23 protein-coding genes are annotated in these 25978 nt (G+C 62.4%); 13 read left to right on the top strand and 10 right to left on the bottom strand.

Annotation, left to right across the window (positions count from 1 at the left end; all coding sequences use genetic code 11):
* The first annotated feature begins 53 nt into the window (after positions 1-53).
* Complete coding sequence (gene gcvH / locus DQ405_RS03180) at positions 54-443, top strand: glycine cleavage system protein GcvH (RefSeq protein ID WP_168422897.1); 390 nt, start codon at positions 54-56, stop codon at positions 441-443.
* Between the two features lie 60 nt (positions 444-503).
* Positions 504-3380, top strand: coding sequence for an aminomethyl-transferring glycine dehydrogenase (gene gcvP, locus DQ405_RS03175; protein ID WP_168422896.1), 2877 nt, complete (start codon positions 504-506; stop codon positions 3378-3380).
* Positions 3381-3443: 63 nt separating this feature from the next.
* Here gcvP and yihA read toward each other — a convergent pair whose 3' ends face one another.
* Complete coding sequence (yihA, locus tag DQ405_RS03170; RefSeq protein WP_168422895.1) at positions 3444-4103, bottom strand: ribosome biogenesis GTP-binding protein YihA/YsxC; 660 nt, start codon at positions 4101-4103, stop codon at positions 3444-3446.
* A gap of 262 nt (positions 4104-4365) precedes the next feature.
* On the opposite strand from yihA, the gene DQ405_RS03165 reads away from it, so the two are divergent.
* The 5 genes from DQ405_RS03165 to DQ405_RS03145 all read left to right on the top strand — a co-directional run bounded on the left by DQ405_RS03165 (position 4366) and on the right by DQ405_RS03145 (position 9412).
* Complete coding sequence (locus DQ405_RS03165; RefSeq protein ID WP_168422894.1) at positions 4366-4998, top strand: c-type cytochrome; 633 nt, start codon at positions 4366-4368, stop codon at positions 4996-4998.
* Positions 4999-5179: 181 nt separating this feature from the next.
* On the top strand, positions 5180-5809 hold the full coding sequence (locus DQ405_RS03160) for a thiol:disulfide interchange protein DsbA/DsbL (RefSeq protein WP_168422893.1): 630 nt from the start codon (positions 5180-5182) through the stop codon (positions 5807-5809).
* A 6-nt stretch (positions 5810-5815) separates the two neighbouring features.
* Positions 5816-6685 (top strand): endonuclease/exonuclease/phosphatase family protein, encoded by an 870-nt coding sequence (locus tag DQ405_RS03155; RefSeq protein ID WP_168422892.1) that lies wholly within the window; start codon positions 5816-5818, stop codon positions 6683-6685.
* Positions 6682-8490, top strand: coding sequence for a diguanylate cyclase (locus DQ405_RS03150; RefSeq protein ID WP_168422891.1), 1809 nt, complete (start codon positions 6682-6684; stop codon positions 8488-8490). The genes DQ405_RS03155 and DQ405_RS03150 overlap by 4 nt, the downstream gene beginning before the upstream one ends.
* Before the next feature lie 145 nt (positions 8491-8635).
* Positions 8636-9412 (top strand): N-acetylmuramoyl-L-alanine amidase, encoded by a 777-nt coding sequence (locus tag DQ405_RS03145; RefSeq protein ID WP_168422890.1) that lies wholly within the window; start codon positions 8636-8638, stop codon positions 9410-9412.
* 7 nt (positions 9413-9419) lie between these two features.
* On the opposite strand, the gene DQ405_RS03140 is transcribed toward DQ405_RS03145, so the two are convergent.
* From DQ405_RS03140 to algB, 3 genes are read right to left on the bottom strand one after another with little or no spacing between them, the layout of a single operon-like run.
* Complete coding sequence (locus tag DQ405_RS03140; protein WP_168422889.1) at positions 9420-9827, bottom strand: DUF1330 domain-containing protein; 408 nt, start codon at positions 9825-9827, stop codon at positions 9420-9422.
* A 35-nt stretch (positions 9828-9862) separates the two neighbouring features.
* Positions 9863-11650, bottom strand: a complete 1788-nt coding sequence (locus DQ405_RS03135; RefSeq protein WP_168422888.1) for a KinB sensor domain-containing domain — start codon at positions 11648-11650, stop codon at positions 9863-9865.
* Positions 11647-12993: a sigma-54-dependent response regulator transcription factor AlgB gene (gene algB, locus DQ405_RS03130; RefSeq protein ID WP_168422887.1), complete on the bottom strand. Its 1347-nt coding sequence runs from the start codon at positions 12991-12993 to the stop codon at positions 11647-11649. The genes DQ405_RS03135 and algB overlap by 4 nt, the downstream gene beginning before the upstream one ends.
* 306 nt (positions 12994-13299) lie before the next feature.
* Here algB and DQ405_RS03125 point away from each other — a divergent pair, with 306 nt between their 5' ends.
* The 4 genes from DQ405_RS03125 to DQ405_RS03110 all read left to right on the top strand — a co-directional run bounded on the left by DQ405_RS03125 (position 13300) and on the right by DQ405_RS03110 (position 16098).
* Positions 13300-13734, top strand: a complete 435-nt coding sequence (locus DQ405_RS03125) for a PA2169 family four-helix-bundle protein (protein WP_168422886.1) — start codon at positions 13300-13302, stop codon at positions 13732-13734.
* A 201-nt stretch (positions 13735-13935) separates the two neighbouring features.
* Positions 13936-14172, top strand: a complete 237-nt coding sequence (locus DQ405_RS03120) for a hypothetical protein (protein ID WP_168422885.1) — start codon at positions 13936-13938, stop codon at positions 14170-14172.
* A 54-nt stretch (positions 14173-14226) separates the two neighbouring features.
* Positions 14227-14397, top strand: coding sequence for a DUF1328 domain-containing protein (locus DQ405_RS03115; RefSeq protein ID WP_019341907.1), 171 nt, complete (start codon positions 14227-14229; stop codon positions 14395-14397).
* Between the two features lie 471 nt (positions 14398-14868).
* Complete coding sequence (locus DQ405_RS03110) at positions 14869-16098, top strand: nucleoside recognition domain-containing protein (RefSeq protein ID WP_168422884.1); 1230 nt, start codon at positions 14869-14871, stop codon at positions 16096-16098.
* 43 nt (positions 16099-16141) lie between these two features.
* On the opposite strand, the gene DQ405_RS03105 is transcribed toward DQ405_RS03110, so the two are convergent.
* The 5 genes from DQ405_RS03105 to DQ405_RS03085 all read right to left on the bottom strand — a co-directional run bounded on the left by DQ405_RS03105 (position 16142) and on the right by DQ405_RS03085 (position 21458).
* Positions 16142-17164, bottom strand: a complete 1023-nt coding sequence (locus tag DQ405_RS03105; RefSeq protein ID WP_168422883.1) for an AbrB family transcriptional regulator — start codon at positions 17162-17164, stop codon at positions 16142-16144.
* A gap of 1 nt (position 17165) precedes the next feature.
* Complete coding sequence (locus DQ405_RS03100) at positions 17166-18680, bottom strand: tripartite tricarboxylate transporter permease (RefSeq protein WP_168422882.1); 1515 nt, start codon at positions 18678-18680, stop codon at positions 17166-17168.
* A 2-nt stretch (positions 18681-18682) separates the two neighbouring features.
* Positions 18683-19126 (bottom strand): tripartite tricarboxylate transporter TctB family protein, encoded by a 444-nt coding sequence (locus tag DQ405_RS03095; protein WP_168422881.1) that lies wholly within the window; start codon positions 19124-19126, stop codon positions 18683-18685.
* A gap of 63 nt (positions 19127-19189) precedes the next feature.
* On the bottom strand, positions 19190-20164 hold the full coding sequence (locus tag DQ405_RS03090) for a tripartite tricarboxylate transporter substrate binding protein (RefSeq protein ID WP_168422880.1): 975 nt from the start codon (positions 20162-20164) through the stop codon (positions 19190-19192).
* Between the two features lie 31 nt (positions 20165-20195).
* On the bottom strand, positions 20196-21458 hold the full coding sequence (locus DQ405_RS03085; protein ID WP_168422879.1) for an OprD family porin: 1263 nt from the start codon (positions 21456-21458) through the stop codon (positions 20196-20198).
* A gap of 178 nt (positions 21459-21636) precedes the next feature.
* On the opposite strand from DQ405_RS03085, the gene DQ405_RS03080 reads away from it, so the two are divergent.
* Together DQ405_RS03080 and DQ405_RS03075 are read left to right on the top strand one after the other, a co-directional pair.
* Positions 21637-22308 (top strand): response regulator, encoded by a 672-nt coding sequence (locus tag DQ405_RS03080; protein WP_168422878.1) that lies wholly within the window; start codon positions 21637-21639, stop codon positions 22306-22308.
* Entirely contained in the window at positions 22301-23707 is a 1407-nt protein-coding gene (locus tag DQ405_RS03075; protein WP_168422877.1) for a sensor histidine kinase N-terminal domain-containing protein, read from the top strand. The genes DQ405_RS03080 and DQ405_RS03075 overlap by 8 nt, the downstream gene beginning before the upstream one ends.
* Before the next feature lies 1 nt (position 23708).
* Here the strand turns inward: DQ405_RS03075 and DQ405_RS03070 are convergent, their stop codons facing one another.
* On the bottom strand, positions 23709-25607 hold the full coding sequence (locus DQ405_RS03070; protein ID WP_168422876.1) for a sensor domain-containing diguanylate cyclase: 1899 nt from the start codon (positions 25605-25607) through the stop codon (positions 23709-23711).
* Positions 25608-25978 lie beyond the last annotated feature (371 nt).

The raw sequence follows: 25978 nt of genomic DNA, 5'->3' as shown, positions 1-25978 counted from the left end.
CCGCCTAGTCTGCTTCGTGCCCGCAAACCGACAGCTTTTTTGAGGACATACGAATGAGCGACATTCCCAGCGATCTGCGTTACGCCGCCAGCCACGAGTGGGCCCGCCTCGAAGCGGACGGCAGTGTAACCGTCGGCATCTCCGATCATGCCCAGGAAGCGCTGGGCGACGTGGTGTACGTAGAGCTGCCAGAGGTCGGCCAGCAACTCACCGCCGGCCAGCAGGCGGGCGTGGTGGAGTCGGTAAAAGCTGCTTCGGATATCTACGCACCGATTTCCGGGGAAGTGGTCGCCGTCAACGAGCAGCTCACCGATGCGCCCGAAGCGGTCAACAGCGAGCCCTATGGCAGCTGGTTCTTCCGGCTTCAGCCGAGCAATGTCTCGGAGCTGGACAAGCTGCTCGACGCAGAGGGTTACAAGGCCTCCTGCGACGCCGAAGCCTAAGCGTTCCCTATGAAAAAGCCCCGCGATGTCGGGGCTTTCCTTTTTCCGAGAGTAGCAGTCATGCCCCAAATGCCGCGCCTTTCCCAGCTTCAGCAATCTGACGCCTTTCTGCGTCGTCATCTCGGTCCCGATGCGGCTGAACAGCAGGCCATGCTCGATTCGCTCGGGCTGTCCAGCCGCGAAGAGCTGGTCGAGCAAACCGTGCCGCCGGCGATCCGCCTCAAGGGTGAGCTGGCATTGCCGCCGGCGCTGGATGAAGAGGGCGCACTGGCACGACTGCGCAGCTACGCCGAGCAGAACCAGCTCTGGACAAGCCTGATCGGCATGGGCTATCACGGCACCATCACACCGCCGGTGATCCTGCGCAACGTACTGGAGAATCCGGGCTGGTATACCGCCTACACCCCTTATCAGCCGGAGATAGCCCAGGGCCGCCTGGAGGCGTTGCTGAATTTCCAGCAGTTGACCATCGACCTTACCGGGCTGGATCTGGCCAACGCCTCGCTACTCGATGAGGCGACCGCGGCGGCCGAGGCCATGACCCTGGCGAGGCGCATGGCCAAGAGCAAGAGCAATCGCTTCTTCGTTGACGAGAATTGCCACCCGCAGACGCTCTCGGTGGTGCAGACCCGTGCTGAGGCCTTCGGCTTCGAACTGGTGGTCGGGGCGATCGAGGATATCGCGGCGCAGGAAGTGTTCGGGGCGCTGCTGCAATACCCCGACACCCATGGCGAGATTCGTGATCTTCGCCCGGCTATCGAGCAATTGCACGCGCAGCAGGCGCTGGCCTGTGTCGCCGCTGATCTGCTCAGCTTGTTGCTGCTGACCCCACCAGGTGAGCTCGGTGCCGACGTGGTGCTCGGCTCGACCCAGCGCTTCGGTGTGCCGATGGGTTACGGCGGTCCGCATGCGGCCTACTTCGCCACCCGTGATGCGTTCAAGCGGGCCATGCCGGGCCGCATCATCGGTGTCTCTAAAGACGCCCGCGGCAACACCGCGCTGCGCATGGCGCTGCAGACACGCGAGCAGCACATCCGTCGCGAGAAAGCCAATTCCAACATTTGCACCGCCCAGGTGCTGCTGGCCAATATTGCCAGCTGCTACGCCGTCTATCACGGTCCCGAGGGTCTCAAACGCATCGCTCAGCGCACCCACCGGCTGACCTCCATTCTGGCCGGCGCGCTGGAGCAGCACGGCATCAAGCGCGTCAACCGCCACTTCTTCGACACCCTCACGCTGGATGTGGGGGGCGCGCAAACCGCGATTGTCGAAAGCGCACAGGCCGCGCGGATCAATCTGCGTATTCTCGGCCGCGGCAAGTTGGGCGTCAGCCTTGACGAGACCTGCAGCGAAGAGACCGTAGAGCAGTTGCTGGCAGTGTTCCTCGGCGCGGATCACGGACTTGAAATAGCCAGGCTGGACGCGGGCGATGTCGCCAGCGGCATACCGGCCGAGCTGCAGCGTAGCAGCGGGTACTTGTCGCATCCGGTGTTCAATACCCATCACAGCGAAACCGAGATGCTGCGCTATCTCAAGCAGCTGGAAAACAAGGATCTGGCATTGAACCAGGCGATGATTCCGCTCGGTTCCTGCACCATGAAGCTGAACGCCACCAGCGAGATGATCCCCATCACCTGGCCGGAATTCGCCAACCTGCACCCCTTCGCGCCGCGCGAGCAGGCCCAGGGCTACAAACTGATGATCGAGGAACTGGAAGCCTGGCTCTGCGCCATCACCGGTTTTGATGCGATCTCGATGCAGCCGAACTCGGGCGCTCAGGGCGAGTACGCCGGGCTGGTGGCGATTCGCAAATATCACGAGAGCCGCGGCGAAGCGCAGCGTGACATCTGCCTGATTCCGTCATCTGCGCACGGCACCAACCCGGCGTCGGCGCAGATGGTCAGCATGCGAGTGGTCATCGTCGAGTGCGATAAGGCCGGCAATGTCGACCTGGAAGATCTCAAGCGCAAGGCCGCGGAGGCTGGTGACAAGCTGTCCTGCCTGATGATCACCTACCCGTCGACCCATGGTGTCTACGAGGAAGGGATTCGCGAGATCTGTGAGGCGATTCATGCCCAGGGCGGCCAGGTCTATATGGATGGTGCCAACCTCAACGCCCAGGTCGGCCTGGCGCGGCCGGCAGACATCGGTGCTGATGTCTCGCACATGAACCTGCACAAGACCTTCTGTATCCCTCACGGCGGTGGTGGTCCGGGCATGGGGCCGATCGGCATCAAGGCGCACCTGCAGCCCTTCGTTTCCAATCATCCGGTGATCGAGCTGCAAGGACCAAAACCAGAGAACGGCGCGGTCAGTGCGGCACCCTGGGGCAGCGCCAGCATTTTGCCGATCAGCTGGATGTACATCGCCATGATGGGACCGCAGTTGCGCGACGCCACCGAGGTGGCGATCCTCAGCGCGAATTATCTGGCGATGCGTCTGGGCGATGCTTTTCCGGTGCTCTACAGCGGCCGCAACGGGCGCGTGGCGCACGAATGCATCATCGACCTGCGGCCGCTCAAGGCACAGACCGGCATCACCGAAGAAGATGTCGCCAAGCGTCTGATCGACTACGGCTTCCATGCGCCCACCATGTCGTTCCCGGTACCAGGCACGCTGATGATCGAGCCTACCGAGAGCGAGTCGAAGGTGGAGTTGGATCGCTTCGTCGAGGCGATGCTGAGCATTCGCGCCGAGATCGCCAAGGTTCAGGATGGTGGCTGGCCGGCCGAGGACAACCCGCTGGTACGCGCGCCGCACACCCTGGCTGATGTGATCAACCCCTGGGATCGACCCTACAGTATCGCTGAGGGTGTGACGCCAAGCGCTCACACCCAGGCGCATAAGTATTGGCCGGCTGTGAATCGGGTCGATAACGTCTTCGGTGACCGCAACCTGTTCTGCGCATGCGTGCCGGTTGAAGATTATCGCGAGTAGTGGTGAGTGACTGCCCGCTCTGCGCTGATAGGCAGAGCGGGCGGTTTGGCGGTTATCGGCGGGTCAGGCTTTTGGCTGTTCGTCGTCGGTTTCGTCAGTGTATTCGTCAACCATCCCCAGCAGTTCGGCGAGCTTCAGCTGTGCCTCTTCCACACCCTGGCGTTTCGGCGCCGAAAACAACTGTACGCTGACACCGTCTCCCCAGCCCTTGCGAATGTCGCGCTGAATCGCCATCAGAGCGTTCTTCGCCGCACCGAAGGCGAGTTTGTCGGATTTGGTCAATAGGATGTGCAGCGGCATCTCACTGGCACTGGACCAGTCGAGCATCATCCGGTCGAACTCGGTCAGCGGGTGGCGGATATCCATCATCAGAAACACGCCGGCGAGGCTTTCTCGACTGCTCAGGTAGGCCTCGAGATGGCGCTGCCAGTGCTGCTTCAATGGGATCGGCACCTTCGCATAGCCGTAACCCGGAAGGTCGACCAGGCGATGATGATCGTCGAGACGGAAAAAATTGAGCAGCTGGGTACGCCCAGGCGTCTTCGACGTACGGGCGAGGCTGGCATGGGTGAGTGTGTTCAGCGCACTGGATTTGCCCGCATTCGAACGGCCGGCGAAAGCGACTTCAAGGCCCTCGTCAGCCGGGCATTGATCGACCTTGGCGGCGCTGGTCATGAACGTGGCTTGCTGGCAGAGGCCGAGAATCGGGTTTTTTGGGAGCATGGGTATTCCGGTGAGTGCGCAGGGGTGCGGCAATGGTTCATTTCCGTTTCAAGAGCGCCAGTATATAATGCCGCAGATTTTGTGTGCGCTTTGGTCTTAAACGAGCTGGTCAGCGGCTTGTCAGCTGCCGGCACCAAGCGGCCAATAGAGCCGTTCGATTGACGAACCAGACGCCACTTTTACGAGCAACGGCCATGGCCCGAGCGGCCCGTTGCCGAACAGGATTCTTTCTATAACCCCTTAGCCGTAGTTGGATGAGCTGATGAACAAAGTACTCGTGAGTCTGCTGTTGACCCTTGGCATCACCGGTATCGCCCATGCGGCTGGTAATGCCGAAGCCGGTCAGGAGAAGGTTGCAGTCTGTGGCGCCTGCCACGGTGCCGATGGCAACAGTGCCGCACCGAACTTCCCCAAACTTGCAGGTCAGGGCGAGAGCTATCTGTTCAAGCAGCTGCAGGATATCAAGGCCGGTAGCACGCCGGGCGCTCCGGAAGATGCCGGGCGCAAAGTGCTGGAAATGACCGGCATGCTCGATCCGTACAGCGACCAGGATCTCGCCGATATCGCAGCCTACTTCGCCAGCCAGGAGATGACGGTTGGCATGGCGGATCCGGCGCTGGTCGAGCAAGGTGAAAAGCTGTACCGCGGCGGCAAGCTGGATCTGGGAATGCCATCCTGCACTGGTTGCCATGCACCGGACGGCGTCGGCAATGACCTGGCGGGCTTCCCGCAGCTGGGTGGCCAACACGCCGCTTACACGGCCAAGCAGTTGACCGATTTCCGCGAAGGCAATCGCACCAATGATGGCGATACGGCGATTATGCGCACCATCGCGTCGAAGCTGAGCAACAAAGACATCGAAGCCCTGTCGAGCTACATTCAGGGTCTGCACTGACAGCATCGGCTGCGGCCGTCCGGGAAGGCGTTCAGGTTTCGAACCTGAACGCCTTTTTTGTTTTTTGTGCCGCTACAATGATTGTCAAGATATTGAAAAGTGGTGAAAAGCGCTGGCGAGTAAATATGATTTGCTGCAGCCTGACGCTATCGGTCAGCCGTTCAAAGCCAAGGGAGTCACCATGCGTAAACTCGTTCTCAGTGCCGTACTCGTCACCGCCAGCCTGTTCGGCTTGCCGGCTCACGCGGCGGAATTCCAGGCGGGCAAAGAGTATGTCGAACTCAAGAATCCGGTCCCGGTAGCCGAGCCGGCGAAGATCGAAGTCGTTGAGCTGTTCTGGTATGGCTGCCCGCACTGCTATCAGTTCGAGCCGATCATCAATCCTTGGGTCGAGCAGCTACCTGACGACGTGGATTTCAAGCGCATCCCGGCTATGTTCGGCGGCGTCTGGAATGTCCATGGTCAGATGTTCCTGGCGCTGGAGTCGATGAACGTCGACCAGAGCGTTCACGACGCGGTGTTCCACGCCTATCACCGCGATGGCAAGAAGCTGGACACGCCGGAAAAAATGGCCGAGTTCCTCGCCGAGCAGGGCGTCGATCATGAAGCATTCATCAAGGCCTACAACTCATTCGGAGTTAAGAGCCGTGCCGAGCAGGCCAAGAAACTGGCCATGGCCTACCAGATCACTGGCGTTCCGGTGATGATCGTCAACGGCAAGTACCGTTTTGACATCGGCTCTGCCGGTGGCCCGCAGCGCGCCCTTGAAGTGGCTGATTTCCTTATCGAAAAAGAACGCGCAGCTCGGTAAGCAGCCATGCTGCGCCGTTGGAGTTCACCGCGCCTGGCCGGCCCAGGCCAGGCGCGCGTCAATCCGCTCTGTCTGGACGCCATCGGACTACCCTGCGATGGCCGGTTGCGGCTGCTGAGCTTCAACATCCAAGTTGGCATCAGCACCGAGCGCTTCCATCATTATCTGACGCGTAGCTGGCAGCACCTGCTGCCGCATCCAGGGCGAGCCGGGAATTTGCAGCGCATTGGCGACTTGCTCGGTAACTACGATCTGGTTGCGCTGCAAGAAGCCGATGGCGGCAGCCTGCGCTCCGGCTATATCAATCAGGTAGAACATCTCGCGCAGCTTGGCGCCTTTCCGTATTGGTACCAACAGCTGAACCGAAATCTCGGCCGCTTCGCCCAGCACAGCAACGGCGTGCTCAGCCGTCTCGAACCACAGGGTCTGGAAGATCACCCACTGCCCGGTCCGTCCGGTCGCGGCGCCATCCTGCTGCGGTTTGGCGAGGGTGAGGACGCGTTGGTGGTGGTGGTGATGCACCTGGCGCTCGGCGGCGGCGCGAGAACGCGGCAACTGGCCTATATCCGCGATCTGATCGGCGGCTATCGTCATCAGGTCCTGATGGGCGACATGAACACCCATGCGAGTGATCTGCTGGAGTATTCACCGCTTCGCGACCTTGGACTGCAGGCTCCGCAGATCCAGGCGACCTTCCCCAGCTGGCGGCCGCAGCGCTGTCTCGATCACATCTTGTTGAGCCCCAGCCTGACGCTCGAACGGGTTGATGTACTGGCGCAGGCCAGTTCGGATCACCTACCGGTCGCTGTTGAAATCCGCTTGCCCGACTCGCTGCGAGGCGATGCCTTGCCAATACCGGCTGGCGCTGTGATATGAGCGACGAAGCGCAGCGCTGGAAGGAAAAGTATCTACACGCGCTGGAACAGCATGAGCAGCTCGAGGAGCGCTGGCGAGCGCATGTTGACCTGCTGCGGCGCAGTCTGGTGCGCAGCAGTTATGCCGCGGATGGTGCCGATCCGGCTGTCGAGCATTGCATGCGTGAGCTTCGCGAACTGCTACGCGACGACGTTCCTGATGACCGCTTGAGCGCGCTGGTCCCGCGGCTCGAGCGCGCCGTACTGGCTACCGAAAAGAGCAGGAAGGAACGTCTTGAGCGCTTGACTCGATCGCTGCACCGTTTCGTGGCGCAGCTGCAGGCCTTGCCGTTACCCAGCGAAGTCCGCAAGCCATTGAAAAAATTCTCCCGACAGCTCGACGAGCGCGCCGCTCAGCCGCTTGAATGGCCCGACCTGCTTGCGGAGCTGGGCGAGCTTCAGGATCGCGCATTGACCTTGCAGATGGCCGGCACGGGTAAATCGACGGGCTTGTTGAGCAAGCTGTTCGGACAGCGTGAACACAGTGTCGATGCGGCTTCTGAAGAAAGCGCGACGAGCCTGTCAGCGACTCTGGCGGAAACCGCGACGGATGGCGCGCGGGCGGAAGGTGAATGGCAAACGATGGTCGAGCAGCCAAGGCTTGTCGTCGCAGGCAGCGGTGAGTTGGCTGATGGTCAATGCGTGGAGGCAGGTACCGCATCCGTTACGTTTGCTGGCGAGGCCATGGGCAGCCACATTCTTCCCGTCTCGCCTGAGCACGCCTACAGCGTGATTGCCGAACGGGTGGAGGCTGCGCTGTATCATCTGCTCGATGGGCTGCAGCTGCCGGAGCATCAGCAGCCGAAGGTTCTGGCGCTTCGCGAGCGAATCGAGCGGGGCTTGAATTGGTATGAGCTGGTTCCGCTGCTGGATGATCTTGCGCAACTGATGGTCGCAGCGGCTGATCATGGGCAGAGCGAATTCGAGAGCTACCTGAAATTGCTCAACGAGCGTCTGGCGGCCATGCATGAAAGCCTGTGCGTCACACATCAAGGGCACGCCCAGAGTCAGGAAACCGCGCAAGCGCTGAATGAGGCGCTGCGTCATCAGTTCGATGGGCTGCAAAGCAGCATGCGTGATGTCACGGATCTGCCAGGCCTGAAACAGATCGTTCAGGCCCGCATCGATCGGCTGCTGGAAACCGTCGATAGCTATGAGCAGCAGCGCAGCGCACATGAGCTGCAGGTAAGCGAGCGGCTGAATACCCTGGTTGGGCGGGTCGCGAGCCTGGAGCAATCTGCTGCCGGGATGCGCGAGCATCTCGAGGAGCAGCGACAGAAGGCGCTGCGGGACCCGCTGACCGAACTCCCCAATCGCGCAGGCTGGGATGAACGCCTGACGCAGGAGGTAGCGCGCCAGCAACGCTACGGCGACCAGCTGCTTCTGGCCGTACTCGACGTGGACTATTTCAAGCAGATCAACGACCGGTTCGGTCATCTCGCCGGCGATCGCGTGCTGAAGATCATCGCCAGCGAGCTGCACAAGCGGCTGCGCAAGTCCGATTTCATTGCCCGTTTCGGTGGTGAAGAGTTCGCACTGCTGCTTCCTGAGACGCCTCTGGCGGCGGGCATGCAGCTGCTCGAAAGCCTGCGTTTGGGCATTCAGGACTGCCCGTTTCACTTCAAAGGGACACGCATCCAGGTCACGTTATCCGGCGGGCTCGCAAGCTTCGCCGATACCGACAGTGCTGCGCAGGTCTTCGAGCGCGCCGATCAGGCGCTCTATCGGGCCAAGGGCGCCGGGCGCAACCGTATCGAAGCGGGCTGACCAGTCGCGCTGGGAGCCTCCGGGTCACCTCGGTATAATCCCCTCCTTTGCTCCGGCGCCATTCTCTCGGCGCTATCTAGCGGGTGCCACATGCCCGACCCAATAGCCTAGTCTGCGTCATTTCGCTGTCGACCAGAGGTGCCGTATGAAAGCCTTGATCCTAGCTGCGTTCGCCCTGTTGCTTGTCGGCTGCGCCAGCGACCCGCGTATCGATACCAGTCATAGCTCGCTGGGCCACGATAGCCGAGTCCAGTTCATCGTCTTGCATTACACCTCCAGTGATCTGCAGCGCTCACTGGAAATCCTCAAGGGTGACGGCGTCAGCAGCCATTACCTGATCGGCGAGGCCCCCGCGACCATATACCGCCTAGTGGAGGAGGATCGCCGTGCCTGGCATGCCGGTGAGAGTCAATGGAACGGTCGGACCTGGCTCAATTCCAGTTCGATCGGCATTGAGCTAATCAACCGCGGCTATATCGAAAGCGAACGTGGGCGGCTCTGGTATCCCTATTCCGAGCAACAGATCGACGCGCTGATCGTGCTGCTCAAGGACATCATGCAGCGGCATGGCCTGAAACCGGGGGCCATTATCGGCCACAGTGACATCGCTCCGCAGCGCAAAGTCGACCCCGGTCCGCTGTTTCCCTGGAAACGCCTGGCCGACGCTGGCCTGGTGCCATGGCCCGACGCCGCCGTGGTGGCCCGCCAGCGTAGCCTGTTCACGCTGGAACTACCGGACGTGGCCTGGTTCCAGACGCAGCTCGTCAAGCAGGGCTACAACGTGCCGGAACACGGCCATCTGGATCTGGAAACCCGCAACGTGATCGCCGCCTTTCAGATGAAATACCGGCCCACACGCTTCGACGGCGAGCCGGATGCAGAAACCGCGGCGATTCTCGCGGCGCTTGCGATGGAGCCCTGATGCGCTCTCAGGCGCGAGGCGAACAGGCAACCAGTCGCGAGTCGGTCAGGGCGGCGCTGCGATGGAGCGTTGCTGCGCGATATTCCTCGTCCGCGAGCATCGCCAGAAAGGCTTCCGGTGAGGGGTATCGCACCAGTAGCATTTCGTCCCACTCTTCCTGCTCCGGTGCGATCAGCGCGACCTGAGCACTGGCCGCCACCTGCACATCGCCCCCGGCTTCTCGTACCTTGCGTAGCGCGGTGCGGCTATAGCGTGCGTACGCTTCCCTGCCGCTGCATGGCGCATGTCCGCTCTCGGTCGGATAGGCCGCTTGTTGATTGAAGCGCAGCAGATTGAGCATGAGGATCGGCTCGCCGGCCGGCATCTGCTCGGCGAAGTGTTCCAGTTGTTCGGCGCTCGGGTTGAGGCTGGGCATGACGGCTCCTTTCTTCTTGTTCGGCCCTGCCTGGGTCAGATCGGCAGGGCGATGTAGAAGATGGTGCCGTGCCCGATCCGTGAATGCACGCCGATCCGGCCACCATGCAGTTGCGCAATCTCCTTGCATAAGGCCAAGCCCAGTCCGGCGCCGCCTCGGCGACGGCCGATCTGCACGAACGGCTCGAAAATGCGCGCCTGCTGGCTGTAAGGAATGCCCTCGCCGTTGTCTTCGACGCTGAGGATGACCCGCTCGCCATGATGCCTGGCCAGCAGCCGAATCTCGCCGCCATCCGGCGTGTGTCGCAGCGCATTGCTGAGCAGATTGTCCAGCACTCGCTCCATCTGCTGCCGGTCCAGCAACAGGTTGGGCAGTGGTGTCTGCAGTTCCAGCTTGATCTCGATGTCGTTCTGCGCGGCGGCGGGCGCGAATCGCTGTTGTGCCTGCTGGAGAAGTTCGGCCGGGTCGCAAGGCACTCGTTCAAGCTTCTGCTGGCCGCTCTGGTAGCGCGAGAAATTAAGCAGATCGTTGATCAGCGTAACCAGTCGCTGCATTTCCTCGTACACCGTGCTGAACAGATCGGCCTCGCGGCTGCCGTCCGGGTAATGAGTCCGCTCACGCAGCAGGCTGAACGCCATCTGCATGCCGGTCACCGGGGTGCGCAGCTCATGCGACGCACGCAGGACGAACTCGTTGCGCACGCGTTCGAAGGTCCGCTGGTCGGTGACATCGTGTAGCACCATCACCGCTCCACTGATGCGCCCGTCGTGATGGTTCACCGGGCTCATGCGCCACGACAAGAGCCTGCGCTCGCCATCGGCCTCGATCACCAGATCTTCCGGCGGCCCAGACAATGGTTTGTCATCCAGGACTTGCTGGGCGGCCTCGTCCAGTTCCGGATAACCGAGGGCCTGGCCCAGGGTCGATCCGAGGTGTTCGCTCTCCCATGCCAGCTGTCGTTGCGCGACCGGGTTGGCATGCTCCAGCCGCCCCTGGCGGTCGACGATCAGCAGGCCGTCGTCGATGCTGTCCAGCAGTGCCTGCAGACGCTGCTGGCCATTGACCAGCGCTTCGATGTTGGTCTGCTTGAACTCATGCAGCGCCTGCGCCATCAAGCCGAAACGACGAATCAGCGAAGACAGCTCGGCGATGGGGGAGGCAGGCAGGCTGATATTGAAATCACCGCGGCCGATCTGGTCGGCGACGATGGACAATTGCTCGATGGGATCGCCGAAGCGCCGGGCGAAGCTATGTGCCGTGACAAACCCGATCAGCAGCACCGCAACGCCGGTCAGGCCGAGCAATCCGGCGAGCAGCTGCGCCCTTTCACGGCTGCGGATTTCGGTATCGCGGATCTGGTCGTAGGCGCTCTGCTGCATGTCGACCATCAGCTCGCGCACATGGTTGAAGGCCTGGCTGAGCGCGTTGTCTTCCAGCAGCGTCCAGTTCAGGCCTGAAGGGGCTTCGAGCTCATTGATGAAGTTGGCGTAGGCATCGCCGATGGCTTGGTAAGCCTGCTGGTCAGCCGGGCGCGACGCCTGGGACAGGCCGTGTGATAGCGCCGTCTGGAATACGCCACGCGATTCCGCCAGCGCGGCATTGTTGCGCTCTTCACGCACCAGCTGGAGCAGGTGATTGCCCAGTGCCTGACGTAACTGCTGGTTGACCTCGATGACGCCGAAATTGTCGCGGATGAGCTTTTCCTGGCTCTGGGCCATCTGCACCACGCTGACGAGGGCCAGCAGCAAGCCCAGCAATGCCACGGTCATCAGTGCCGAGAATCCCAGGAACAGCCGGGTTCTCAGCTTCATCTGGAGTTTCATAGGCCGTATTGCTTGCGCTTTCGGTAGAGTGTCGAGGCGTCGATGCCCAGGATTCGGGCGGCCTGCTCGAGGGTGTCGCTGGTGCTCAGTACCCCCGAAATATGCGCTTTCTCCAATTCTTCCAGGCTGAGTGCTTCACCGATACGCGGGGCGTTATTGATGCTCTGATCGGCCAGCCCGAGGTGGCTGACCTCGATCATCTCCTGCGGACAGATGATGCTGGCGCGCTCGACCACGTTGCGTAGCTCGCGCACGTTGCCGGGCCAGCGGTAGGACTTCAGCGCCGCGATGGCGCTGTCGCTGAAGCCTCGTGCTGGCCGGCCGTAGTTTTTCACGAACGACGCCAGGAAGCGTTCGGCAAGCGTCAGAACATCTTCCGGCCGCTCGCGCATCGGCGGCAGGTTCAGCGTGATGACGTTCAAGCGATAGAGCAGATCCTCGCGAAAACGGCCTTCGCGAACCATTTCCTCAAGGTTCAGGTTGGTTGCCGCGAGGATGCGCACGTCCGCGCGGCGAGTAACCGGATCACCGACGCGTTCGTATTCTTTGTCCTGGATGAATCGAAGCAGTTTTGGCTGCAACGCCAGCGGGAAGTCGCCGATCTCGTCGAGGAACAGCGTGCCGCCGTCCGCCTGATTGACGCGTCCCAGCGTACTCTCGGTGGCGCCGGTAAAGGCGCCACGGTTGTGTCCGAACAGCTCACTTTCCATCAGGTCCGCTGACAGGGACGGGCAGTTGATGGTGATGAAGGCCTTCTTGGCGCGCCGGCTCCAGTTGTGGATCGCGCGTGCCAGTTCGCCCTTGCCGGTGCCGGACTCACCAAGGATGAGAATGTTGGCATCGGTATCGGCTACCTGACGGGCTGTCTCCAGCACGCCCATCATCGCCGGGCTGTATGAACCCAGCGCGTCGCTGCGCTTCTGCACTTCACCTTCCAAGGCTTCCAGGCGCGCCGCCATCTGCCGGACTTCCAGCTGCTTGGCCGCCGATAGGCGCAGCTGTTCCGGGCTGCAGGGTTTGACCAGATAGTCCGCGGCGCCGGCCTGCATCGCATCGACTGCCGTGTCGACGGCTGAATGGGCGGTGACGATGACCACGCGCATCCAGGGTGCCAGCACGCGCATCTGTTGCAGCACATCAAGGCCGTTGTCTTCACCCAGGCGAAGATCGAGGAAGCACAGGTCGAACACCTGACGCTGAAGAACCGCTTCGGCCTGCGAAGCGCTGGCTGCCGTCACCACCGTGTAGCCGCGATCCTCCAGGCAGTAGCGGAAGGTCCGCAGAATCGCGGCCTCGTCATCCACGAGGAGAATGCGGCCACCGGCATCGGTCGTTTGGTCCATGAATGCTCCATCAGGCAAAGCTGTATGTGTCTGGCAAATCCGAGCGATAAGAGAAATCGGAATGCTCGAATTGCGCCGAGTAGGAATTGGCGCCTGCTTTAGTCTACGAAAAGTCTTGCAAGTTGCACGGTGCCATCGGGCCTTTCCTGCAGCATGCAATCAATGCCAAAGCGGAACGGTGTCGCAAGTGCCTGATTATAAAGGTACCGCGGTTGTCTTTGTGCTGGCACGAGGCTTGCGGCTATAGGCTGAACGCGCTCGCTCGGTCGCAGCCGACGGCGCCTCGCATCAGTGTCAGGAGGCCCCATGAACCAGAACATGACCCAACTCAACGAGCTGATCGAAATTACCCGTGACGGCCAGCATTTTTACCAGCACGCGCTCGAGGTGGTGAAAGACGTCGAACTGCAGCATCTGTTTCGCGACATGGCGCAGGCTAAGACCCACATCATTCAGGCGCTATCGGTGAAGGTGGCGGCCAACCAGGAGCAGCCGGCCCAAGGTGGCACCACGGCGGGCAAGCTACGCGAGAAGTACGCCGATACCAAGGCCCGGCTTGGGCATCCCGATGCCGTCTACATCGACCAGTTGGACCAGACGGAAGAACGCATCCTGGCGGCGTTCGAGGATGCGCTGAAGACGGCCGAGCCCGACGTTCGCGCTTTGCTGGCCATCGAACTTCCGAAACTTCGGGCTTGCCACGAGCGAATTCACGCACTCAACCACAGCGCAGCCAATTGAATCCGGACACAGGGATTAGCCCGTCGTGCAAATCGCACGGAGCCCGACGCGGGCATCGTGCAATTTAAGTTGACAGCTTGTTGATGAGACGAGTTAAGCCATTGAAGTTAAAAGAAAAATCGTATTTCTAAAGCCTGGCATGAGGTCTGCAACATTAACCGCAAAGACAGACATGCCCCGCATGCTTAGAAGGAGTTGAGGATGAATCGTCAAGCACGCTTCTCACTGGTAGGCAAAGGTTTCCTTACTGCTGCTGTGGTTACGCTGATCGTTGGTGCCGAGCGGCCGATGTCGCAACCGTTCAGCCAGGAGCAGCCCCAGTCAGCGGAACGAATCCGGATGTACGACGCTCAACCAGTAGGGATTGTGCAAACCGGCCCTGCACCGAAGACGATTGATTACATGCAGGTGCGGTCGGAGCAGCGCTGGGTTTTCTAGCCGCAGGCCCGCGGGTCCCGCTGAAGATGTCCTGAACCGAAGAGGAGTTACACCATGCTGAGTTGGGCTATTACCTTCCTGATCATCGCCATCATCGCTGCGGTCTTGGGCTTCGGTGGTATCGCTGGCACCGCAACAGGCATCGCCAAGATCCTGTTTGTGGTTTTCCTGGTGCTGTTCGTCGCTTCGCTGATCTTCGGTCGAGGCCGCGGACCGCGTGCATGATGATGCAATGACGCCGCCCGCAAGGGCGGCTGCAACACCGAGGGAGGCAGGACAGGCGGGACGCCGAGAATTGATACCTTCGTTGCCTGATTGCGAAGGCATGTAAAGAAGACGGGGTTAATCGTACAACGAACGCCCGCCAGCCCGTGTAACGGGGGAACCAAGGGGTCGGGACGCTCTGTTCGGAGCGACCTAGGGGTACACGGAGTGCCTCCTTTGAAGGGCCGGGTTCAGCGAAAGGCAACCGAAGGTGGCAATACCACCTTCGGCTTGCGATCTCTCCCTCCGTCCGGGCAATCGCCAGGGCCCTTGCGACGCCGTCGGGTCGGCATTTGACCCCACTACTTCCCCAGCTCACTGATCGTCTGAACAACGAGTCGCTGGTCTTTCCGACGCACCGGCTATTGCTGTTCATGGCCGTTCTCCAGCCGCACCGCTATCATCGCGCGCAGTCACTCGTTGGAGAATCACATGCTCAACGGCCTCTGGCTGGGCTTTTTTCTGATCGCCGCGATTGCCGCGCTTGGACGTTGGTTGCTGGGTGGCGATCCGGCCGTCTTTGCCGCGCTGGTCGAAAGCCTGTTCGCCATGGCCAAGCTGGCGGTGGAGATCATGATCGTGCTGTTTGGCACCTTGACGCTTTGGCTTGGCTTCCTGCGCATTGCCGAAAAGGCGGGCCTGATCGAGTTGCTGGCACGTCTGTTGGGGCCGCTGTTTCGCCGCCTGATGCCCGAGGTTCCGGCGGGCCATCCGGCGCTGGGGCTGATCACCCTCAACTTCGCTGCCAACGGTCTGGGGCTGGACAACGCTGCTACGCCCATCGGCCTGCGTGCCATGCGCGCGCTACAGGAGCTTAATCCCAGCAAAACGGTGGCGAGCAATGCGCAAATTCTGTTTCTCGTGCTCAACACGTCATCGCTGACGCTGCTGCCGGTATCGATCTTCATGTACCGCGTACAGCAGGGTGCCGAAGACCCGACCTTGGTTTTCCTGCCGATCCTGCTGGCGACTACCGCGTCGTCGCTGGCGGGGCTGTTGGCTGTAGCGCTGGTGCAGCGGCTGCGCATATGGGACCCGGTGGTGCTGGCCTATTTCATTCCCGGTGCGCTGCTACTCGGCGGATTCATGGCGCTGCTTGCCGGGTTATCGGCCACAGCCCTGGCTTCGCTGTCGTCGCTGCTTGGCAACCTGACCCTGTTCGGCTTGATCATCGCGTTCCTGATCGTTGGGGCGCTGCGCAAGGTGCCGGTCTATGAAAGCTTCGTCGAAGGTGCCCAGGAAGGCTTCGATGTCGCCAAGAGTCTGCTCCCTTATCTGATCGCCATGCTCTGTGCGATCGGAGTTCTGCGTGCTTCCGGCGCGTTGGATTTCGGGCTGGATGGCATTCGCTGGTTGGTCGAAGCGCTGGGCTGGGATACCCGCTTCGTCGACGCGTTGCCTACCGCGCTGGTCAAGCCATTCTCCGGCAGCGCCGCTCGCGCAATGTTGATCGAGACCATGCAAAGCCAAGGCGTGGACAGCTTCCCGGCACTGGTCGCGGCGACCGTGCAAGGCAGTACCGAGACGACCTTCTATGTGTTGGCGGTGTATTTCGGTGCAGTTGGCATCCAGCGAGCACGGCACGCGGTGGGATGCGCGCTGGCGGCGGATTTCGCCGGAATCGTGGCGGCGATTCTGGTTTGCTACTGGTTTTTTGGTTAAGCGTGCAACGATGCCGGATGATTAATCCGCGCATAGTCGCAGGCTAGTTCGCCATCCGTTGCCAAAGCCGAAACAGAGGCTCGGCGAGGAACATCACCAGGAACAATCGCAACACCTGCAGCGCGGTGACCAACGCCACTGACAGCTGCAGCGCCTCGGCCGTCAGGCACAGTTCCGTGATCCCCCCGGGCATCATGCCCAGCATCAGGGAGGTCCGGTTGAGGGTCGCCACCCACCCCAGCGCCTCGGCCAGCCCTGCCGCGGCGAGCATCGCCAGCACGGTGAACAGCAGGATGCGCAGCAGGAACGCCGGCGCGCTGCGGAAGAACGGTCGATCGAAATGACAGCCCAGCGAACAACCGATCAGCCATTGGCCGAGTTGGCCGACGCCTTCCGGCAGTCCCAGGTGCAGATCGAATGTCGCGCTCGCCACCGCGCAGACGGTCAGCGGGCCGAGCATCCAGGGGTTTGGCTGGCCGAGCTTCTTCCATAGCAGCGCCAGTACGGCGCCTGCCGGCAGCAAAATCGCCAGCCATGGCCAGCTGACCGGGGCGGGCAATGGCGCGTCGACGGGCGGTAGGCTCCAGGTAAACAGTGCGGGAACGACCAGCACCACCAGCAGCAACCGCAAGCTGTGAGCGGCCGCCACCATCGCCGGTTGCGCCGCGTGGCGCCCGGCCAGGTTAACCATCTCGCTGGCCCCGCCGGGCATGCTGGCGAAGAAAGCCGTGGCGCGGTCCGTACCGCTGCGCAGGAGGATGGAGATGCCGATCAGGCTCAGCAGCAGGGTGCACAGCGCACCGGCGAGAATCACGCCGAAATGCTCGATTACTTGCTGCATGACCTCATGGGTGAAATGCAGGCCGATGGCACTGGCAATCAACCATTGCCCGGTCTGTCGGCCGCGCGGCAGTTCCGTCAGCAGCCAGCCGCTGCAGCGTACGGCAATGACCGCCAGCAACGAGCCAACCATCCAGGGCAGCGGCCAGTTGGCCAGGCTGGCCAGCCAGCCACCGAGGGCGCCGACCAGCGGCGTCGCCCACCATCCCGGAAGCTGGCGCGGCATATCAGGCGTGCGCTGCGTTCAGCTTGGTGCGGCGGCGCTGACGCCACCAGCGCAGCCCCGGCATCGCCAGCATCAGCACGGCCATCAGCCAGAGGATGATCGTGATCGGGCTGCCCCAGAGAATGCCCAGATCGCCGGCTGAGATCGACAGCGCGCGGCGGAGATTGTCTTCCATCATCTCGCCAAGCACAAAGCCAAGGATCAGCGCGGACAACGGAAAGTCCAGCTTGCGCAACAGGTAGCCGAACACGCCCAGACCGATCATCAGCACCAGGTCAAACGTCGTGCTGTGGACCGAGTAGACGCCCACCACGCTGATCGCCGTAATGGCCGGGACCAGCACCCAGTTGGGCACGCTGAGCATTTTGGAGAACAGCCCGACCAGCGGGATGTTCATCACCAGCAGGATAACGTTACCGATGAACAGCGAGGCGATCAGGCCCCAAACCACGTCAGGCTGCTGTTCGAACAGCAATGGGCCGGGGGTGATGTTGTACAGCGTCAGCGCGCCGATCATCACCGCCGTGGTGCCAGAACCTGGAACGCCGAGGGTCAGCATCGGGATCAATGAGCCGCACGCGGAGGCGTTGTTGGCGGCTTCAGGTGCCGCCAGGCCCCGCAGGTCGCCCTCACCGAACTTGCCGCTGTCGCCCGCCATGCGCTTTTCGCTCATGTAAGTCATGGCGCTGGCAATGGTCGCGCCGGCGCCGGGCAGGGTGCCGATGACGAAGCCTGCCAGGGCGCTGCGGACCATGGTCCAGAAGGTGAAGCAGAACTCCTTGAAGTTGAACAGCAGGCGTCCGCTGGCCTTGACCGCCTTTTGCCCGCTATGGGTTTTTTCCAGCATGAGCAGCACCTCGCTGACGCTGAAGAAACCGATCACCACGATCACGAACTGGATGCCGTCCGACAGGCTGACGCTGCCAAAGGTGAAACGGTAAACGCCCGTAGTGGAGTCCACGCCCACGGTCGCCAGGCCCAGGCCGATCAAGGCCGCCATCAGGGTTTTCACCGGCTTGTCGCCAACCATGCCGCCGAGGCAGGCGATGGCGAAAATCATCAGCACGAAGTACTCGGCCGGACCGAAGGCCACCGCCCACTTCGCCAGCAGCGGAGCGAAGAGCACCACGCCGCAGGTGGCGATGATGCTGCCGATGAACGAGCTGACCGCCGACAGTGACAGCGCGATACCCGCCTTGCCCTGACGCGCCAGCGGGTAGCCGTCGAGCGTGGTCATCACCGCGGCGGCATCGCCCGGGACGTTGAGCAGAATCGCCGAAATGCGCCCGCCGTATTCACAGCCCAGATACACCGCAGCCAGCAGGATCAGCGCGGTTTCCGGCGGCAGACCCAAGGCGAATGCCAGCGGCAGCAGCAGCGCCACGCCGTTGATTGGGCCCAGCCCAGGCAGCAGGCCAACGATGGTGCCGACGAAGGCGCCGAACAGTGCCACGAGCAGGTTCGTCGGCCGCGTGGCGACATCGAAGCCCTGCATCAAAAAAATCAAGGTTTCCATTTTCAGCTCTCCAGCAAGCGCAGCACGCCGAGCGGCAGCGGCACATCAAGCAACAGATCGAACAGGCCGTAGAGCAGCACGCCCATCAGTACACCGCTGATCAGCGAGGACCACAGGCGGCCGTTGAACAGCAAGCCCAGGGCGAATGCGGCCAGAGCCGTGGTGATGACGAAACCGAGCTTCTCGAACAGCAGCGCGTAGGCCAGCAGCACCAGCACACAAAGCGCAGCGCGCCGGGCCATGGCCCAGTCGAATGGCGGCGTCGGCTCGCCATGGGGCTTGATCAGCAACCACAGCGCGCCGCAGCCCATCAGAAACAGCAACAACAGCGGATAGGCGCGCGGACCGACCGGGTCGTAGGCGAAGGGCGCCTCGAAACCCCAGGCGAGCAGCGCGAGACCGGCGCAGGCGAGTAGCCACACCGCGGCAAAGACACGAACGTACATGGTGGAATACCTCGGGAGGAGCGGTTAGCGGCTGCCTTGCAGAAGCCGCTAACCGCATGGGTGTTACTTGACCAGGCCGAACTCCGCGGCGAGCGCCTTGTAGTCGGCGACCTGCTTGTTGACGAAGGCCTTGAGTTCGTCGCCCGTCATCGACAGCGGGAAGAGGTCGCGCTGTTCACGCAGCTGGGCGAAATCTTCGTCGGCCAGCAGGGTGTCGAACTGCGTCTTCCACCAGTTGAAATCCTCGTCGCTGACTTCCGGGCCCATGTAAAAGCCGCGAATCACCGGCCAGCTGATGTCGTAGCCCTGCTCCTTGGCGGTCGGAATATCCGACATCTTGCCCGGCAGGCGTTCATCGGAAAGCACGGCGAGGATACGGATCTTGCCCGCATCGAGCTGTGGCGCGACTTCGCCCAGGCCGCTGCTGGTGACCTGCACGTGGCCGCCGAGCATGGCTGTCAGGGTCTCGCCGCCGCCTTCGAAGGCCACGTAGCGCAGCTTCTTCGGATCGACGCCGGCGGCGCGGGCGATCAGCGCGGTCTGCATCCAGTCCTGCCCCCCAATGGTGGCCCCGGCACCGAAGACGACGCTGCTGGGGTCTTTCTTCACGGCGGCGATGAGGTCGTCGAGGTCCTGGTAAGGCGCGTCCTCGCGGACCGAGATGGCGCCATAGTCGGTGCCGATACCGGCCAGCCAGCGCACGTCGGTTTCGTCGTAGCGGCCGAACTTGCCCTGCGCCAGATTCAGCAGCGAACCGCTGGAGAACGCAGTGATAGTTGCCGGATCGGCGGCGCGCTGGGCGATCACGGCGTTATAGGCCACCGCACCGACACCGCCGGGCATATAGGTGACACGCATGGGCGCCTCGAGCAGACCTTCGTCTTTCAGGCCGCTCTGGGCCAGTTTGCAGGTCAGGTCGAAGCCGCCGCCGGGCTTGGCCGGCGCAATGCATTCGGGACGTTTGGGCTCGGCCATCAGCTGGCTGGATAGCATCAGACAGGACGAGAGCAGGGCGAAACGGCGGATTGCGGTGTTCATGGTGTTCTCCTGGGTTCTTGTTATCGGCGGCTTACCAGATCGGCAGGCTGTAGCTGACGATCAAGCGGTTTTCATCGGCGTCACGGGCAAAATCGGAACGGAACATGGCGTTGCGCATGCGCACGGCGACGTTCTTCAGCGGGCCGGTCTGCACGACGTACTTGAGCTCGATGTCGCGCTCCCATTCGCTGCCATTGCTGCCGCCGTTGTATTCGGCGTTGTCGCCGGAAATGTAACGGGTCAGGAAGGTCAGTCCGGGTACCCCGATGGACGCGAAGTTATAGTCGTAACGGGCCTGCCAGGAGCGCTCGTCGGCGTTGGCGAAGTCATTGATCTGGACGAAGTTGACCAGGTAGGGGTCGCCACCGTCGATGTAGGCATAGCCGGTATCGCCGTTCATTTGCTGATAGGCCAGGCTGAGCTTGTGGCCGCCGAGGCTGTAACCCAGCATGCCATTCCAGGCCTGGTTGTCGATCTTGCCGGCATTCGCCGCGCCGGTGTCATCGCTGACCATCAGGCGCAGGTCGGCAGTCAGCGCCGAGTCTTCGCCCAGCGGCTGCACCGCCTGAAGGTTGAAGAAGTGCTGGCGATAGATGTCGTCGAGTTCGGCGGCGTAGTAGGTTCCGGTAAAGCGGTCGCTGAAATCGTACTTCGCGCCGACGAATGACAGGTGGTCGGCCTCGGCAGCGCTGGCGAAGCGGCCGTTCTTGTTGTTCAGCTGCAGGTCCTGGGAGTTGGTCGAGGCACGGTCGATGACCTTGTCCAGGCGGCCGCCGGTCAGGGTCAGACCGGTCAGGTCCTGGGACACCAGCATCGCGCCTTCGAACACCTGGGGCAGGGTGCGGCTGTCACTGGCTTTCACCACCGGGGTTTCCGGAATATGGCTGCCGTAGCGCAGTTCTGTCTCGGAAAACTTCGCCTTCGCCGTCAACCCGAGCCGGCTGAACTCATCTGGCGTGCTGCCATCGTCGCGTACCGGGAGCAGGTCGGTGCCGGTGCGGCCGCCGCCTGAGTCGAGCTTGATACCAAGCATGCCCATCGCATCCAGGCCAAAGCCGACCGTGCCTTCGGTGAAACCTGATTCGATATTGAGCAGAAAGCCCTGCGACCATTCTTCGCGTTTGGACTGGCCAGTGCCTTCGCGGAAATCGCGATTGAGATAAATGTTCTGGGTTTGCAGGGTCGCGCTGCTGTCTTCGATGAAATCGGCCTGAGCCAAGGGCGCCAGCGAGGCGGCTGCGATGGCGAGGGCAAGAGGAACGTGTGCGGGTTTGCTTCTGACGGCAGTCAGCATCCGGTATCTCCACTGTTGTTTTTGTTGTGACGGCGCTCGGCCGCTGTCGGTGGATCGAGCCACCTGAATGCGATCCTAGGCGGCGAAACTTTCGCCAGGCTTTCACCGGTGAAAGCAGCGTGTGGCGCGCCTTTATCGCTACACTGGCGGCTCGTTCCGTGGTGGCAGAGGACAGGCAATGCGGATTCTTCTGGTCGAGGATCATCCCCAGCTCGCTGAAAGCGTGGCGCAGGCGCTGCGCGCGGCAGGCTGGACGCTGGATCTGCTGGATGATGGGGTGGCGGCCGATCTGGCATTGGCTACCGAGGATTACGCGCTGGCGATCCTTGACGTCGGGCTGCCACGGCTCGACGGCTTTCAGGTGCTGGCGCGGCTGCGTGAACGCGGCAAGACCTTGCCGGTGCTGATGCTCACCGCGCGCGGCGAGGTGACCGATCGCGTGCATGGGCTTAATCTCGGCGCGGATGATTATCTGGCAAAGCCGTTCGAGCTGTCCGAGCTCGAAGCACGGGTCAAGGCGTTGCTGCGGCGCAGCGTGGCCGGCGGTGAGCGGCAGCAGAGTTGCGGGGCGCTGATCTACGACCTGGACGCCCGCCGCTTCAGCCTCGATGGGCAGCCGCTGAGCCTGACGTCTCGAGAGCAGGCGGTGCTCGAGGCGCTGATCGCCCGACCCGGGCGGGTCATGAGCAAGGATCAGTTGGCCGCGCAGGTGTTCGGCCTCGATGAAGATGCCAGCGCCGATGCCATCGAGATTTATATCCATCGCTTGCGCAAGAAACTCGAAGGCAATGCCGTGCGCATCGTCACCTTCCGCGGCCTGGGCTATCTGCTGGAGGCGGTAAGTGCCTGACGCGTCGCCAGCGCGCGTTGGAAGTTTGCGTGCCGGCCTGTTGCGCCGGCTAGCGGTGCTGCTGACCGTATTGCTGGTGTTCAGTGGCTGGAGCGCCTACTGGAACGGTCGTGCGGCGGCCGATTCCGCTTACGATCGTACCCTGCTGGCCTCGGCGCGCGCCATCGCCGAGGGGTTGGTGGCCAGCGACGGTAAGCTGCGCGCCAATGTGCCCTATATCGCCCTCGATACCTTTGCCTATGACAGCGCCGGGCGCATCTATTATCAGGTGCTGGATACGCAGGGACGCCTGGTCAGCGGCTACGAAGAGCTGCCGGCCCCGGGCGAGAACATCCGCCGCACCGATGACTATCCGGCCCTGGCGCGCTTCTACGATGGCGAGTTCAAGGGTGAGGGCGTGCGGCTGGTCAGCCTGCTACAGCCAGTCAGCGAACCGGAGCTCAACGGCATCGCTGAGATCCGCGTCGCTGAAACCCTCGGCGCGCGCGAGCGCATGGCGCGCAGCCTGTTGACTGACACCCTGTGGCGCGTCGGTGCGCTGGCGGTTACCGCGTTGCTGCTCGTCTGGCTGGCCGTAAGTGCTGCCCTGCGCCCGCTGGGCAAGCTCAGCGAGGCAGTCGAGTTGCGCCAGCCGGACGATTTGCGGCCGCTGCCGCTGGTCACCGTGCAGCGCGAGCTCAAGCCTCTGGTGGCGGCGCTCAATCACTTCACCGAGCGGCTGCGCGGACAGTTCGAACGCCAGGCGCAGTTCATCGCTGATGCCGCCCATGAGCTACGCACGCCGCTGGCCGCGCTCAAGGCGCGGATCGAGCTGGGTCTTCGTGAGCAGCAGCCGCAGCGCTGGCAGGAGACGCTGGAAGAAGCCGGGGCGCACACGGACCGGGTCATTCATCTGGCCAACCAGTTGCTCTCACTGGCGCGCATCGAAAGTGGCGCGCAGGCGATTGCCGAGGGCGGCGCACAGCAACTCGATCTTAGCCAGCTGGCCCGCGAACTGGGGCTGGCGATGGCCGCGCTGGCGCACAAACGTGGCGTTGCGATCGCCCTGGAGGCGGATCGCCCGGTGTGGATTCAGGGTGAGCCGACGCTGCTCAGTGAGTTGCTGAGCAACCTGCTGGACAACGCCCTGGCGCATACGCCGAGCGGCGGCAACGTGGTGCTGCGCGTGCGGGATGAGGGTGTGCTGGAGGTCGAGGATGATGGGCCGGGAATCGCCCCGGAAGAGCGCGAGAAGGTTTTCGCGCGCTTCTATCGGCTGCAGCAACAGGGACAAGGTGCCGGCCTCGGGCTGGCCATCGTCGGTGAGATCAGCCGCGCCCACCGCGCCACCATCGAACTGGGCCAGGGGGCTTTGGGTGGATTGCTGGTCAGGCTGCGCTTTCCACCGCAGATCGGCTGACTCAGGTCACCGCGCTCGTCTCGCTGACGGCCACCTGATTGCGGCCATTGCGCTTGGCCCGGTAAAGCGCGGCATCGGCGGCAGCGAGCAGTTGCGCTGCAGAGCGGGCCATGGGGGGCTGGAGCGTCGCCACGCCAATGCTGACAGACAGAGCCAGGTGAGTATCACCGCAGGCTGGGTGCAGTTTGGCGACGGCCGCGCGGATTCGTTCGGCCTGCTCATCGGCCTGGTGGCTGTCGATGCCCGGCAGCGCCATGACGAATTCCTCGCCGCCGTAGCGCGCCACTACATCGCCGGCACGCTGGCCGTGCTGCTTGAGCGTGGCGGCGACAAGCCGCAGACACTCATCGCCAAAGGCGTGCCCGTAGGTGTCATTGACCTGTTTGAAATGGTCGATATCAAGCAACAGCACCGAAAGGGGTTTCTCGATGCGCTGCGCGCGGCGAATCTCTTCGTCGATCATCAGATCGAAGTGACCCCGGTTGGACAGCTGCGTCAGGGCGTCGGTGATGCTCATGCGGGTCAGTTGTTCGTTGACCTGTTCCAGGCCGCGCTTGGCTTCCTCCAGCGCTTTGGTCCGTTCATGGACTCGTGCTTCCAGCATTTCGTTGGCGCGCTTCTGGACGTCCAGCGCCTGCTGCTGGGAGCGCAGGTGCGATTCACGCTCCTGGGCCAGCGCTTCGGAGGTTCGCAGCGCATTGTTCTGCGCCTGGATGCGAGACTCGCGCTCATGGTTGATGCGCTCGGCCAGCGCCATCGCCAGCAGAACGAACTCGCTGAACATGCCGACCAGCTGGCCGTTGAGGGTCCAGGCATTGAGCGGCAACAGCCCTTCCAAGGCCAGCAGGTGGGCAATCGTGAAGAACAGCAGGGTCGACCAGGCGATGGTGAACAGGCGGGCCGAGGGATTACCACGGACCCACAATGTAATGGTCACGGCCATCGTCAGCCCGCAGTGGACCAGCGCCATCGCCTCGATCGCCAGATAGCGCGTTAGCGTTGGCACGAACACTATCATCAGCACCACCACGCCCCAGTAGCACATGAGTGCCAGTGTCACCTGCCAGACCCAGCCGCCGTAGCGCCTGATGCCAAGGAAGCGACTGGCGAAGATCAGCGGGGTCAGGAAGCACAGCGCCGCCGACAGGCCGTAGAACCGATAGGAGAACCCCGGCATATCCGGCCACAGGAACAGCTGGCCGAAGCCGGTGATAGCCAGCACATAGAACAGCGCGCTGAGAAGATAGATGACATACAGCAGATAGCTGCTGTCGCGGGTGAACAGAAACAGGCTGAAGTTGTAGAGCAGAATGACCAGCATGCCGCCGAAGAACAGGCTGATCATCGCTACGTCGGCAATTTTCGTGGCGATGAAGCCCGTCTCGTCTGCGATCGTCAGGGGCAGGGCGAGCAGTTCACGTGACTGCACGTGCATGTAGACCACAGCCGTTTCTTCAGCGCGCAGTTCCAGCGGGTACACCAGATTATGGTCCGCCCGAGGCCGCTCGCGCATGGGGACGGTATCCCCGGCGCGCATCGGTGGGCCCCACTGGTTGCGAGCCGGATAGAACAAGCGCACGCGTACTTCATCCAGCACGGGCCATTTCAGACTGAGATGCCAGACGCCGGCTGGGGCAGTCGCATTGCGCAGCGTGAAACGCAGCCAGGCACCCTGCGTTTGCTTCTGCAGGTTGGGTCTTTCCAGTGGTTGCCACGCCCAGGCTGCAGCGTGAGCGGCTTCGAAGCTCGCCTCGCTGTGTCCAGGCACATACTCGATGGCGCCGGTTTGCAGGTCGCGGATGTTCTGGGCGGTGAGCGTCGGCTTCACGTCAGCCGCAGCCAATCCGCAGATACCAGCAAGCAGAACGAAAAGGGCAAAGACCGGCAAGGAATGACGCATTCGCTAGAGCCCTATGGCTGACGCCGGCGTGAGATCAAGCCGGGTCTGAAGGAGGTCATGAATCTGGCGTCAAAAACAATACGACCAATAATGGCCCGATGCCAGCAAAAAGGACGATATCAGACGAGCTGTCAGTCGGTGGATGGCAGTAGCGTTCGACTGCCATGCTGGCCTAACGGCGAAAGGCTGCAACGATAGGCGTGGCGGGGCGTGGCGGGGCGCGAGTCCATGCCGGAACATGCAAGGGGGCGATGAGTCAGATGCTCCGGTGCCGGCTGCCGGAAGATTCTTTTCGCACATGTCTGAGATGGCGTTCTCGCGAAATCCGATGGCCTGCTAGACTCCCACCTTCTCGCCGATGCTCACGAGGC

The organism is Pseudomonas sp. SST3 (assembly GCF_003325755.1).
The sequence above is the reverse complement of the archived record's forward strand: the minus strand, read 5'-3'. Positions and strand labels throughout refer to the sequence as shown.